Raw genomic sequence first — 13,095 nt, 5'->3', positions numbered from 1 at the left:
TCCCGCCCCCGGTTACAATCCCAACCCACGTTTCCTTCCAAATTCCCATTCGATGCCGCCGGACTCGCGTCGAATGCCGGTAATGAATTGACCGATGCGCTTTTCGAGAACCGGCTGCCAAGGTACCAGTCGGAAGCCCAGCCCGTCCTCGATCATAGCGAAACGTCCGCTTGCAAGAGAGGCAGCGCCAGTGAGCCGGCCGCTGACATATTCACCCGCCTTGCTAGGCGTGAACGTCAGGCCGCGCTCGGCAGCCATTTGACGGCCGACGCGCTCCACCTCGCGCTGCTCAAGATTTGCGATTGCCTGAGCCGGGACCTGGATGGTACCTAGTCTTAATGTGGCATAACCCATTTTGACGAGGTGCTCGGCGCGGCGATGGAGCGCGTCCCTGACATCGCGGCCAAAGCCGCCGTCAGCGATGACCAGAGGCTCCCGAGCCGTTAGTTCCCGATCGAGCCAGGTGGCGGCGTCACTGGCAATCTGTCGCTCAAGATTTTGCGGCGAGAGGGTCGTGATCCTCGGACCCTCACCACCTCTGGTGCGATCATAGGCCAGGCCGCGCTCGACGATGTCGCTGGGGACCTTCCATTGATCTTCACCGAGGCGTTCGACATGCCCTTCCCGACGCAGAGCCTCCAGCCTTCGGACGTGCGAGCGGACGAAGGATTCCGGATCCTTGCTCTCTCGTTCGAATTGCTCGCGGATGCGCCCCAGATGCTGGCTTGGGCGGTAGATTTGATCCTTCTCGCCCATGTTGAGAGCAATATTGCGATCAGCGGCTCGCGGTCCGGAAATGGCCGGCGCCACCTCCACGATCATGTCGCGGCCAACGTCCTTCAGATGAGAAGCATCGGGAAATTCCACGTGGTGGACGCGGCCGTCTATCCCATCGACTACCAGATAGACCCGCTCGTCCATCTCATCGCCAACCAACCCTTTGGCCAGGACACGACCTGTGACTCTCTCGCTCGGCCGGGCACCGTGACGGACGTATTGATCGACGCCGCGTTCTTCCTCAAGCCCGTGAGTTGCGAGGGCTCGGTGCATGGTCTTGACGACATCATTGCGATCGGAAAGCTCCTTCAAGGTGACCTCGGCGCGGTCAGAGATAGCCCACTGCCCCGTCTCGATCTCATTCGCCAGTCCATAGCGCGCCAGGTGCTTGACCCGTGCGATCATGAGCCCGCGGTTCTCACGAAACGCATAGGTCGTTCCTCCTCCCGGCCTCAGGTCAACAATTCCTCTTTCGCTCTGCTCGGTAGCGAGCATCTTGTCGAGCCGGGTCCACCGCTCTGCCGCAACCTCTGTCTTCAATTTGGACTGAAGCTCGATCTCGCTCTGGTGTCCGAGTTCCAGCGTCACCAACTCGGAAGCCCGATGACGGATGCCGTGGGCGATATAGTCTCCAGAGATATTAAGGATACCGCCTCCATCTAGGACACCGCGGACGATGATGTGGGTATGCGGATGGCCGGTGTTGTAATGATCGATCGCGATCCAATCGAGACGCGTCTCCAGGTCCGTCTCCATCTGTCGCATGAGGTCGCGCGTGAAGGTTTTGAGATCGGCCATTTCATTGGGATCTTCCGGTGCCACGATGAAGCGGAACTGATGCCGGTCCTCGCGTCCTCGCTCCACGAATGCCTTGCCATCAGCGTCGTCCTCAGAGGCCGAATAGGCCTTTCCTTTCTGGCCGTCGCGGTTGACCCCATCCCGTTCGAGGTAGCGAAGATGGGCGTCTACTGCCTTGCTCGATGCCGTGGCCCTCTCCGGACCACGGAGACCCCGTTTGCGTCCCTGGTTATTGAGCTTGATTATCCTCGCCTTGACGGCAACGCGACGCGAGCGGAAGCGCCCGTTCGAATCCCGTTGCCAACCACCCTGATCACCATCACGAAGGAATAAAGGGACGAGCTTCGCGCCCCGACCTCGCGCATTGAACCGACCGATTCTTGTCCCTCCGCGCCCTTCGCCGCCAACCGGTCCGCGTCCAATCCTGTTAGGATCCCCACCGGCCCTTCTGACGGCCACCTGGACCTGCTTGGGGAAAGGCTGAGACCGCAGACTACCACGCGGATTGATCCGGGTCCCCCGGCTGCCGACGCGTCCGGGGCGCACATGAAAATCGTCGCTCTGATCGGTCGCCATGAGCTGACGATCCTCATCCGATCCGACGCGCGCAAGAGCCGCGAGACTTCGATTGTAGAAAATCGTAATGACGCGCACGAGATCGAATAAGAAGCGGGGACCCTTTGGTTGAAGTTCGCAAGCGCCATCGCTTGGCCCGTTGAAATTCCTCGTCAAGCTCGAAGGGCGCCATCCGGCCTCGATGAAACGTTGTTAACCGCCAGCCGTGGCGATTCCAAAAATCCAATGTGCAGACAAAGCTTTCTGGATGGCTAACATGTCGGCAAGTTCGCGAACACCAGTTCGCTTTATCTTGCCCTCCTCGGTCGCTGGTTCCCAGGGCCCAACTTCCAAGCCAACAGACTCTCGGTACTCGCGGCGATTTGCGACAAAATGCAGTTTGGGTCATTGCGGTGGATCATCCAATAGCGCCTGCCCGAACACGTCCGCTGGTGGCCGATTCATTGCGAAAGAGCCGCCGCGACTTTGGTAGTTGAGTTGCGAAGCCCCCCACTGTTTGCGAGCGAAGCGAGCGTTTGCGATAGCGATCGTTACCCGGAGGGCCGAGACACCCGTAGGGTGGCTCGGTGAGGAGCGAAGCGACGAGTAGAGCGCGGGCCGAAGGCATCGCCCGTATGACTTCAGCACGTTAATATCGCACTCCTCCGCGAACTCTTGCCGCGTGAGCGAGGGTGCGGATTCCGATCGATGTCGCCCAGGATTCCGAGATGATCTCGCCCACCATTCCGATTTGAAGTCGCCCACCCGTTCCGAGATGATGTCGCCCACGATTCCGGGATGATGTCGCCCGGGTATCGCAAGAGCGAACCCGGGGTGACGAGACCTCTTCTGGCTCCCATAGGGTCAACCTTTCGGCTTTGCGAAGGGGGACCCTGGATGCCGACGGAGAGGCTTGCGATGCGCCGTGTGCGCGATGTGATCAGGATGAAGGCGGCTGGGCTGCCGAGCCGCGAGATTGCTCGGCGGATGGGCGCGGCGCCCTCGACAGTGCGGCTGACCATCCGGCGGTTCGAGGCCGCAGGCCTGAGCTGGCCGTTGCCCGACGAACTCACGGACGCGGCCCTGGAGGCCCGCCTGTTCGCCAAGACCGGCAACGGTAACCGGCAGGGTCATCGCCGCATCGCCGAGCCCGATTGGGCGGCGGTGCACCGCGAGCTCAAGCGCAAGCACGTGACGCTGTCGATCCTGTGGGAGGAGTACATCGGCGCCGAGCCCGGCGGATACCGGTACTCGCGCTTCTGCGAGCTTTACCGCGCCTGGGAGGGACGCCTGTCGGTGACGATGCGCCAGGCGCACGCGGCCGGTGACAAGCTGTTCGTCGACTACGCGGGCGACGGCGTGCCGGTGGTGGTCGACCGCCTCACCGGCGAGCGGAGGACGGCGCAGATCTTCGTCGCCGTGCTCGGCGCCTCGAGCTTCACCTACGCGCAGGCGACGTGGACGCAGGGGCTCGCCGACTGGATCAGCGCCCATGTTGGCGCCTTCGCGGCGATCGGCGGCGTCCCGGCGCTCCTGGTGCCTGACAACACCAAAGTCGCAGTCATCAAGGCGAGCCTCTACGACCCGCAGATCAATCGCACCTATGCGGAGATGGCCGCGCATTACGGCACGGCCGTCTTGCCGGCGCGACCTCGCAAGCCGCGCGACAAGGCCAAGGTCGAGCAGGCCGTCCTCATCATCGAGCGCTGGCTGCTCGGTCGCCTGCGCCACCGCGTCTTCTACAGCCTCGCCGAGGTCAACGCAGCGATCGGCGAGTTGCTCACCAGGCTCAACGAGGAGCGGCCGATCCGGCGGCTCGGCGTGACGCGCCGCCGGCTGCTCGAGGAGATCGACCGGCCGGCGCTCAAGCCGTTGCCGGCGAGCCCCTACGTGCTCGCCGAGTGGCGGATCCGCCGCGTCAGCCTCGACTACCACGTCGAGGTGGAGAAGCATTATTACAGCGTTCCGCATCGCTTCGCGCGTGCCGAGGTCGAGGTGCGGTTCACCGCCCGCACCGTCGAGATCTTCCACAAGGGCGAGCGGATTGCCGCGCATCAGCGCATGAGTGGCAATCACAAGCACACCACCGTGCCGGAGCACATGGCCTCCAGCCATCGGCGCTACGCCGGCTGGACTATCGGGCGTATCCGTCAGGACGCCGCCGCGATCGGGCCGGCAACCAGCGCATTGTGCGACCTCATTCTCGACGAGCGCTCGCACCCCGAACAAGGCTTCCGCGCCTGCCTCGGCATCCTCAGGCTCGCCGCCTCCTATGGGCGCGAACGGCTGGACGCGGCGGCTGCGCGGGCGATCGACATCGGCGCGCGCACCTATGGCTCGGTCAAGTCGATCCTCGCCAACAATCTCGATCGGCGTCCCGCTCACCAGCGCTCCGCGGACGATGCGCCGATCCTGCATGCCAACATCCGCGGACCGCGCTACTACAATTAGGAGACCGTCCCTTGCTCACCCATCCGACCCTCGACCGCCTCAACGCCCTCGGCCTCCACGGCATGGCCAAGGCCTTCGCCGACATCGAAGCCGCCGGTGAGGCTGGCAGCCTCGGTCACGCCGAATGGCTTGCTCTGCTGCTCGAACGTGAAGCCTCGCTGCGGCACGACAAACGGCTCGCCACTCGCCTGCGCTACGCCAAGCTGCGCCAGCAGGCATGCGTCGAGGACATCGACTACCGCACCCCGCGCGGTCTCGACCGCCCGCTGTTCGCCAAGCTTGTCGAGGGCCGTTGGATCGACGACCACGTCAATCTCCTGATCTGCGGCCCGGCAGGCGTCGGCAAGAGTTGGCTCGCCTCGGCGCTCGGCCACAAGGCCTGTCGCGACAATCGCTCCGTGCTCTATCAACGCGTCCCGCGCCTGTTCGACGATCTGGCGCTCGCCCGCGGCGACGGTCGTCACCCACGCCTGTTGCGCGGCCTTGGCCGTGTCGATCTGCTGATCCTCGATGATTGGGGGCTCGAGCCGCTCGATGCCGGCGCCCGTCACGACCTCCTGGAAATCCTCGAAGATCGCTACGGTCATCGCTCCACCATCGTCACCAGCCAGCTCCCCGTGGACCAGTGGCATCTGCTCATTGGAGATCCCACCTATGCCGACGCCGTGCTCGATCGCCTCGTCCACAATGCCCATCGGCTCGACCTCACCGGTGAGAGCCTGCGCCGAACTCGGCAATCCGCCCGAAAGACCTGAGCGCCGTGGACATGCCGCTGCGCTTGGACAACGCAATCGCGTTGTCCACATGCCCACAGCAACCGCAGAAGAAGAAAAAAGGTTGAAGTCGCGATTCCAGATTGACCGCGCGGCTTGACCGATGCCAGAGAACCAGCCGGCCAGAACGCCTCGCCGCTGGGCGAGATCAAATCGGAAAGGTGGGCGACATCGTCTCGGAATCCACGGGCGACTTCATATCGGTACGCCTGGGCGACTTCGTCGGAATCCGCAAGCGAGGGTCCTTCAGTAGCAAACCCGAAAGTCAAAGAACTGTCCCAACGCGCGGAACATCCCCTTGAATGATCCCCCGAGCGGAGCAATGGCATGATGGGCGAACGTCGCGATTGTTCAATGGGCTTGCTGTTGATGGCATGGAGCAGGGCAATTGGTCGACCGCGGCAATGCGCTGAAATGACTCTGGGACTGCAGACTCACGTGTTGTCTTCGGCTTGAAAACGGACCGGGAAGGAAGGACCGGCGGCCGTCCGGGGGTGGCGAAGCGGACGAGTGGTCGCGAATATCGCGCGCGATTATTCCTCGTCGGTCCACACCGGAAGAGCCCGACCAATAACTGCGGATGCAGGCAGCGGTCCGAAATATCGGCTGTCGAGGGAGTCGGTGGACTGCCAGTTCATGACAAATATCTCGTCTTCGCCAATGATGCGGCACCCTTGCCAGGCCGGCAGCGGGCGGTTGCGACCGTCGCGCTCGCGTGCTTGTCCCATCTCAAGGCTGTCGACGGTGATGGTGAGCCCGATTCGGCACACGACCTGTCCTGGCAGCGCCGCGATCCGCTTGAGCATCGGAAGCCCGGAGGGAAGATAATCGTTCAGATCAAGGAAGGCTGCGAGGGGATCGGGCGGCTGAACGGCGACAAGCTCGGTGACGGTGAACTTGCCGGCCGGCGCGACGCGATAAAGGCCGATCGGAACGCTGTTCGATGCGTTCCAGATGTAGCGTGGCGTCGCTCCTCCGATCGTGGAGACGAGAGAAGCAACTGCCGCGAGCGCCGCAAAGATTATGCTGTAGCGACCGTTCATGATGCAATTCGTCGGCGACGGAGCCAGACCTGATGGCGCGACCGGGTATAAGGTCGGGGCGTTTCATTGACCGACAAGCGGTTGTGCACGTGGTGCCAATAATCGGGCGCCGCATCGGCTGGATTGATGCCGAGTGCTTCGACTGCATCGATCGTTTGCAGCACCCGCTCGACTTTCGGCCAGCTTGATAGCCGCAGCAGGCTCTCGCCGCCGGGACTGATCCAGGGGACCGTCGAGTAGGGCCGCCCGGGCGTCGCGGCGCGCAGGATGTCGATGCGGGACAGGATGGCACCGAAGTCATTGGACGTCCAGCGTACGAAGGCGAAGATGCTGCCGGGCGTGAAGGACAGGACGCGGCGGTTTCCGCTCAGGATCCGTTCCGACATCGGATTGCCGAACCGAATCCGGTTCTCTATGCGCTTTTCAAGCCATAATAGCTCTACTGTCGTGAGATCGCTCATGATGGAGACTTCCTTGCTGTTGAATAGCTGCCCGAAACGAAGTGAAGACGGGTCGCGATTTTCAAATCAGCCGGCCACGCTCGCGGAATTGCGCGTCGAAGCCGTCGCGGTCGACGACCAGCTGCACCGCAACTCTTGTCTTCGCGCATGCTTCAGCGACGCTCCTTGCCCGCATACGGGATGCGAGCGTGCCGCTTTGCCGCAAGGACCGTCGCTGCACCGGGATCGCTGGTTGACGTTCTGGTGCCGAGGTCGGCCCACGCGTTCAGATCGGCGACGGCGTAAACGACGCGTCCGCCGATCTTCCGGTAAGCGGGACCGGTGCCATAGATCCGGTGCTTTTCCAGAGTGCGGGGAGAAAGGCTGAGGAATCGCGCTGCTTCGGCAGTCCGCAAGTATCGGTGAGGCATTCCGGTGTTCGGATCCGACATATGAAGGGCTCCGTGATGATCTGGAACGCCGGCGAGGTGGCCGGCGCGTCAACGGACACAATGGCGGAATGGAGCCTCAAAGGGGGATGCCGAAATTGAGGGGGTGTGTTTTCGGCACCCCCAAAGAAGGGCGGAGCTATTTCTTCCGAGATGTGGGGCGCAGCAACGCACGGTAGCCGCCGCGCATCAGAGCGATGCCGCTCTGGACCAGGCGGACGGTCAGGCTGCGAAGATCGTGATCCTTCCAGGAGCGGCCAAGAACGCGCTCCTTGCCGAACAAGCCCTCTGCGATTTCACGATAAGTATGTTCCGCCAGCCAAGCATCGAGGGCCCTCATAATTAGTATGAAGCGCCGGCGACGTTGGTAAGAAAGCGCAAGAGGCGGCGCACCAGGACGGCGTCCCTCGATGGCGGACCAAAATCGGTGTGCCGCCTGAAGTCGTATGTCGAAATTGGCGTCGAGCGGCAATTCGACGGAAAGCGGCGAGCCTCCGACAGGCATTGCCGGCAGGTAAAGCCGGTGGATTGCACCTGCCATTGGCACGATGGCATGCCACCCATCCAGTCCCTGACGAAATTCGCCGGTCGCTACCATGGTCAAGTCAAGAGGACGTTGCCCGACATCGCTGGGCGCGACGGTTTCCCGCAGCGACAGGACGGTCGAGAGAGCCTCGGGGGCCCAGAATATCGCTTGTCGATCGAAAGCTTTTTCCGGATCAGCTGCGAAAAGACAACCCCCATTTATTCCGGAACTCGTGCGTCATTCCGCCGGATCGCGCGGCGCCCGTCAGATTGCTGAAGTCCCGCTCGTATTCTCGATCGCGGCGGAGCCATTCCCAGGCAATGTCGGCCGTTTCTGCTTTTTCGAAATTTGCGTAATCTTGCTCTGATTTCCAATCAACGCCTGACATACTACTTCCCACTGCACTGCACTAACGATAGTGAATTGCAGCACGATAATTGTGACTATTTCTAGTTGCGGGCATTTGGAAAAGCAAATGAGGCCATTTGCTTTTTCGATTGCGCGTCAACAAGATGTCACGTTTGTTTCAAACAAACTTCATTGTTCACTCTTCGGCCATCCCCGCGCGAGGAGCTCACGATAACCATGGCGCGCAACCCATTTCGCTCTAGCCAGATGGCTGTCGTAGGCACGGCGAGCGCGATCGGGCTCGGAGGTCGGGTCGATGCGAAGAACAATACGCACTACTTCTCGCCAGTCGGCGTTGTCTTTTTCGGCATCGAGGAGACGAAGATAGGTGACGGCGTGTCGCTGGTCATAGGGCGTCAGCGCCTGCTCATCAGGGGCTAAGTCTGAAACTTCAGGATCAAGCGGCGGCACGCATGAAACTCCTATTGCACGAGAAGCTTCGATCTGGCGAACCCTAGCTGCACTTGAGCTATTGTCGTACCGACCAGCCCGAGTGGTCTACAGGATTTTGTGCGCTTCAGAGATTAAAGAATCGTTGGATCGCGGGTTCCGTTACGCGGGCTCAGTGACCGTTTGTAGAGGATACTCCGTGGTGAAATACTCTTCAAGGCGCTGCTCTCTCGATCATGGATATTCGAGAGATATTGGCACAGAATTTGAGAAGGCTGCGGCGCGCGCGGCGGTTCTCGCAGGAGGAGCTGGCGCACCGCGCGAAGATCGACCGCACTTATGTCAGTTCACTGGAACGACGGATTTACTCGGCTACGATCGACATCGTGGACAAGCTGGCCCGCGTCCTCGGTGTGGAAGCCTCGGATCTCCTGAAACGGCCGTCGACCGACAGTACCGAGCGAAAAAGAGCGCGCCCCTCGTCGAACAGTTGAAGTATCGGGGGTTGTTTACCTCAGAATCCGACCATCCACGTCGTCTGTCGAGCCGGCCAGCTCTATCTATCGCGATGGTCTCTGATACCCCATATCGCCAAGAGCCAGGTCGTCGCGCGTTGAACAACGACGAGACAAACAAGATCAATGAGGAACCGTCACCACTGCGACGTATTCGCGGTGGCCGATCTTTGAGCGGCAACAAGGACCCCGCCCGATTTCCTCGGGCGGGGCTTGGTGGAGTAAGGCTTACTCGCCGTTCTTTCGCGGCCGCGACCACAGCAAGGTATAGCCTTCGCCGCCCTCGTCGTCGAACAGGTTCGCGTAGATCGGCGCGGTGAAGGAAGGATCGTCGAGCTTGAGCGAGAGATAGTCGCGGCCTTCCTCCGAGCGCTTGGACCAGGCTGCACCGATCTCGGCCCGGCCCACAAAGACGCGGTGGCTGGGTGCGTTCTCGTTGGAAGAGCGGTTCTGCTCGGCGACGATTCGAACGGCCTTGCTCAGGTTCAGAGTGTTGATCTCGCCCTGGAAATCGTTGCCGACCTTCTTGAAAATGCCGATGGTAGCCATGTCACTTCTCGTGCGCCAGGAGTGTCGGGTGGGATCCGACACGCGCATTCAATGCCCCGCAGGGTGGAAGACCCTGCCCTCAACGCGCCGCGGCGCGGGGAGCGAAGCTGACGGGTGAGGCAAGCCGGGTGTCTCCGGCGCGCCATACATCAGCAGAACCCGTCAAAGCCGGATGGCTGGGGACTTCCGCCCTTGGCCAGTCCGGCGAGCGTGTCCGTCACGGAAAGGGTAACCGAACCGATGGTAGAAGCCCCGGTAGAACATGGACCTCACCAAACCGGAAGTGGGTGGGACGACCGCAAGGTCGGTGGAGCGCCGATCCGCGCTGATGAGACGCGGATCAGGGACGTGCGGATCACCGCGCGCCAAGTTTTGGCCCAGCCTGCGGTGGCCAAAGCTCGGAATCCACACGGGGTAGAGTCGGCTCCTACAACGGACGAGGGATCATTGAGTGAACCTGGGAACCTCGCGATGATTTCTTCGACTTCCAAGTCGAAGATGATCGAGATGACCGATGAATGTCATCGCGGGGGGCGGAGTCTCCGTAGTAGTCCGAGGACGGGAAAGCTGTCCACATGGCAAAGGGAGACAGTAAGTACAGCAAGCCGGCAGGAGGTGGGCACATGAAGCCCGACGCGGTGAATACCGCGTTTGTCCTCGACATGCAGCGCAAGCTGTATAGGTGGAGCAACGCGGCCCCCGAAAAGGGGTTCGCCGACTTGTTCAATCTGGTGTGTGATCGCCGCACTCTCGGCCATGCTTGGCAGAGGCTTGCCCGCAACAAGGGGAGCCAAACGCCGGGCACGGACGGGATGACGCGGCACAAGATCGAACAGCGGCCCGGTGGCGTAACACAGTTTCTCGAGGAAATCCGCGAGGAGCTGCGCACTGGAATCTATAAGCCCGAACTTGTTCGCCAACGGTTGATTCCGAAGGCAGGCAAGCCGGGACGATTCCGCCCGCTCGGCATCCCGACGCTGAAAGATCGACTGGTGCAAATGGCTCTCAAGTTCGTTCTGGAGCCCATCTTCGAGGCGGACTTCTACCCGACTTCGTTTGGGTTCCGGCGTGGACGGAGCACCCACGATGCGCTTGCGGTAGTGCAGAAACATCTGCACCCGACGATCCACGGACCATCACCGGTCCGCTTCGTCATCGAAGGCGACATCAAGGGCTGTTTCGACGCCATTGATCATCATCTGCTGATGGAGCGGGCGCGCCGCCGCATCGGGGATCGCAAGGTCCTGCGGCTCGTACTCGCGTTCCTGAAAGCAGGTATCTTGGTCGAAGGCACGGTCCGTCATCCTATCACAGGCACGCCGCAAGGCGGTGTCCTGTCGCCGCTCTTGGCGAACGTCTATCTGACGTCCCTCGACGAGCGATACGGACGATGGACACCACGACCCCGCGAACGGCTGCAGAATGCCGCTGACAGGCGGCACTATGACCGCAAACGGGGACGCCCGACATTCCAGATCGCCCGCTACGCGGACGACTTCGTTATTCTGGTTACGGGCACGGCGGACGAGGCCATGGCCGAGCGCGACAAACTTGCGACGTTCCTCATGCAGGAGCTTCGCATGGAGCTATCCCTTGAGAAAACCTTGATCACCGGTGTCGCGGATGGGTTCGACTTCCTCGGCTATCGCATCATCCAGACGACGGCGCTCCGTACCAGGCATCGTGTCGGGAATCTGTACATTCCGAAAGGGAAAGTGCAGAGATTGCGAGACGCGATCAAGGCTCGGATCACGACCTATCCAACAGGAGAGTCGTTGACCCAGCTCATTCGAGAGCTCAACCCGATCATCCTTGGTTGGCGGACCTACTACCGCCACGCCACGGGAGCTTCACGCGAGTTCAGCAAGCTGGATTGGTGGCTGTCGAACCGGGTGTTGCGCTGGCTGCGCAAGAAGCATCGCAAAGCGGCGTGGCGGACACTGCGTCGCTATCGTGTATCCAGCGAAACAAACGAGCGTAAACTTGTTTGGGGCGAGGGACACGTGCGACTTCGCAGCTTCGCCACGGGCGGCACCATGCCGTATCCGTGGCGAGGCATCATGATCACGAACGGCTGGGATGACTCGCCTGAACCGCGAGGCCGCACACATGTGGCGGCGTCGTGGAACGCGCCCAACCACCTCGCCGGATTGACGACACCCGCGACGTAAGTCGCGCATGGAGAGCCGGATGCCGGGAAACTGGCACGTCCGGTTCGGCGAGAGGCGTGCAGAAACCAGCCGCCGCGAGGCGGTATGGCGCTGCACGCCTACTCTACCTGTTTGTGTTTCGAGCCCGCGACCACCGCGGCCTCGATGGCGATCTACAGGCCGAAGGCGATCGGCGACGCACCCGAAGGGCTGGAGCGCAGCGGAGGACGCTGTCGTAGCGACTTTCTTGCCTCGCGAGGAATGGGCGTTAGCCCAGGGGAAGAAAGTCGTGTCGACAGCGTTGCGGCTCAGACGATCGAGGCGCAGCCGGTCTTCGGCCAGATCGAGCCATCAAAGAGGCCACGTGCGTCGCGTGCTGAACCACAAATCCGAGAGAAGATGGCGGGCTTCGGTTCGGCTCGGCAAGAGGTCGAAACGATTCAGCGTAGGAAAAGAAACGAAGGAAGAAAAAGGGCGATATCGTCAGTACAAGGCCAACCGCGAACGAACGGCTCCAGCGCCGCATCTATGGGCACCGGACGCAATCACTGCCATCTTATCGAAGTGTTGCGAGGAGGGTCGCGACTACCTTTCGCTCAAGCTCGATGACCCGTCGGCGTGCTGCTGTAGTCGACAAGTTCGACATGCAGATGGCACAGGATCATTGCTGATGCGCTGCGGCTGAGAGAACTGGTTGAGGATCTCTCCTGGCCTCCGTGCCCGAATCGAGCGGGCGGCCCTCGGTGAAGATGGTCAACCGCGTCCACGCCGCGCCGCCAATGAAGATCGCGCCGAGACAGGCGAAGATCTCACGCCAAGCCAATGATGGCACGCCGACTTGCGACATCACAAATACGACCTGATAGCCAGCAAGCGTCGCCGGGACAGCAAACAGGGCGGCAATGATGGCACGGATGATCCCAGAGCGTGTCATTGCGAAGGCCCTTTGACCGATCGCGAGTGTTATCCCGCCGGCAGCAATGCCAGCAAGCGGCGCTCCGAGGATGCCGGCGCCGCCGTGCAATGCCATTAGGAAGACGTTGAGTCCGACAAAGAATGGCAGGGCGTATACCGCCAGCGTGAAGATCAGCCAGCAGAACAAGCCAATGCCAGCGAAGTTCAGGAGAGGTCCAAAGGCGAGCATGGTGGTGGCTCCATATGCAAAGGGGATATGGTTGCGCCTTCCACCACCACCACGGCGCAGTCTTGGATATGCAATCGAAACTAGGCGGAGTTGCGGCGATGCAACTCCGCCTCGGTGGTGTGGAAGA

Annotated in this window: 13 protein-coding genes; 4 read left to right on the top strand and 9 right to left on the bottom strand. The window is 61.5% G+C overall.

The window, feature by feature from the left end; genetic code table 11:
* Positions 1-12: 12 nt before the first annotated feature.
* Positions 13-2,151: a DUF3363 domain-containing protein gene (locus tag ACVIJ6_RS15865; RefSeq protein ID WP_456773461.1), complete on the bottom strand. Its 2,139-nt coding sequence runs from the start codon at positions 2,149-2,151 to the stop codon at positions 13-15.
* A gap of 897 nt (positions 2,152-3,048) precedes the next feature.
* Here ACVIJ6_RS15865 and istA point away from each other — a divergent pair.
* The gene (gene istA / locus ACVIJ6_RS15860) at positions 3,049-4,581 is read left to right on the top strand and encodes an IS21 family transposase (RefSeq protein ID WP_083780767.1); all 1,533 of its coding nucleotides are present in this window, start codon (positions 3,049-3,051) and stop codon (positions 4,579-4,581) included.
* An 11-nt stretch (positions 4,582-4,592) separates the two neighbouring features.
* Entirely contained in the window at positions 4,593-5,336 is a 744-nt protein-coding gene (gene istB / locus ACVIJ6_RS15855; protein WP_012041725.1) for an IS21-like element helper ATPase IstB, read from the top strand.
* A 551-nt stretch (positions 5,337-5,887) separates the two neighbouring features.
* Here istB and ACVIJ6_RS15850 read toward each other — a convergent pair.
* The 6 genes from ACVIJ6_RS15850 to ACVIJ6_RS15825 all read right to left on the bottom strand — a co-directional run bounded on the left by ACVIJ6_RS15850 (position 5,888) and on the right by ACVIJ6_RS15825 (position 8,631).
* Positions 5,888-6,397 (bottom strand): S26 family signal peptidase, encoded by a 510-nt coding sequence (locus ACVIJ6_RS15850; protein WP_456773460.1) that lies wholly within the window; start codon positions 6,395-6,397, stop codon positions 5,888-5,890.
* Complete coding sequence (locus ACVIJ6_RS15845) at positions 6,394-6,858, bottom strand: DUF2840 domain-containing protein (protein WP_456773459.1); 465 nt, start codon at positions 6,856-6,858, stop codon at positions 6,394-6,396. Before ACVIJ6_RS15845 ends, ACVIJ6_RS15850 begins: the two co-directional genes overlap by 4 nt.
* A 152-nt stretch (positions 6,859-7,010) precedes the next feature.
* The gene (locus ACVIJ6_RS15840) at positions 7,011-7,289 is read right to left on the bottom strand and encodes a helix-turn-helix transcriptional regulator (protein WP_456773458.1); all 279 of its coding nucleotides are present in this window, start codon (positions 7,287-7,289) and stop codon (positions 7,011-7,013) included.
* A 136-nt stretch (positions 7,290-7,425) separates the two neighbouring features.
* Positions 7,426-7,884, bottom strand: coding sequence for a DUF2285 domain-containing protein (locus tag ACVIJ6_RS15835; RefSeq protein ID WP_456773457.1), 459 nt, complete (start codon positions 7,882-7,884; stop codon positions 7,426-7,428).
* A gap of 121 nt (positions 7,885-8,005) precedes the next feature.
* The gene (locus tag ACVIJ6_RS15830; RefSeq protein WP_456773456.1) at positions 8,006-8,200 is read right to left on the bottom strand and encodes a transcriptional regulator domain-containing protein; all 195 of its coding nucleotides are present in this window, start codon (positions 8,198-8,200) and stop codon (positions 8,006-8,008) included.
* A gap of 149 nt (positions 8,201-8,349) precedes the next feature.
* A complete protein-coding gene (locus ACVIJ6_RS15825; protein WP_456773455.1) occupies positions 8,350-8,631 on the bottom strand; it encodes a DNA -binding domain-containing protein in 282 nt (93 codons plus the stop codon).
* A gap of 215 nt (positions 8,632-8,846) precedes the next feature.
* On the opposite strand from ACVIJ6_RS15825, the gene ACVIJ6_RS15820 reads away from it, so the two are divergent.
* Positions 8,847-9,104 (top strand): helix-turn-helix domain-containing protein, encoded by a 258-nt coding sequence (locus ACVIJ6_RS15820; protein WP_456773454.1) that lies wholly within the window; start codon positions 8,847-8,849, stop codon positions 9,102-9,104.
* A 249-nt stretch (positions 9,105-9,353) separates the two neighbouring features.
* Here the strand turns inward: ACVIJ6_RS15820 and ACVIJ6_RS15815 are convergent, their stop codons facing one another.
* Positions 9,354-9,674, bottom strand: coding sequence for a DUF736 domain-containing protein (locus ACVIJ6_RS15815; protein WP_456773453.1), 321 nt, complete (start codon positions 9,672-9,674; stop codon positions 9,354-9,356).
* Positions 9,675-10,297: 623 nt separating this feature from the next.
* Between ACVIJ6_RS15815 and ltrA the strand changes: the two genes are divergently transcribed.
* On the top strand, positions 10,298-11,845 hold the full coding sequence (gene ltrA, locus ACVIJ6_RS15810) for a group II intron reverse transcriptase/maturase (protein WP_456773452.1): 1,548 nt from the start codon (positions 10,298-10,300) through the stop codon (positions 11,843-11,845).
* A 640-nt stretch (positions 11,846-12,485) separates the two neighbouring features.
* Here the strand turns inward: ltrA and ACVIJ6_RS15805 are convergent.
* Entirely contained in the window at positions 12,486-12,968 is a 483-nt protein-coding gene (locus ACVIJ6_RS15805; protein ID WP_456773451.1) for a hypothetical protein, read from the bottom strand.
* Positions 12,969-13,095: the final 127 nt, after the last annotated feature.

This window comes from Bradyrhizobium sp. USDA 4369 (assembly GCF_054056435.1).
The sequence above is the reverse complement of the archived record's forward strand: the minus strand, read 5'-3'. Positions and strand labels throughout refer to the sequence as shown.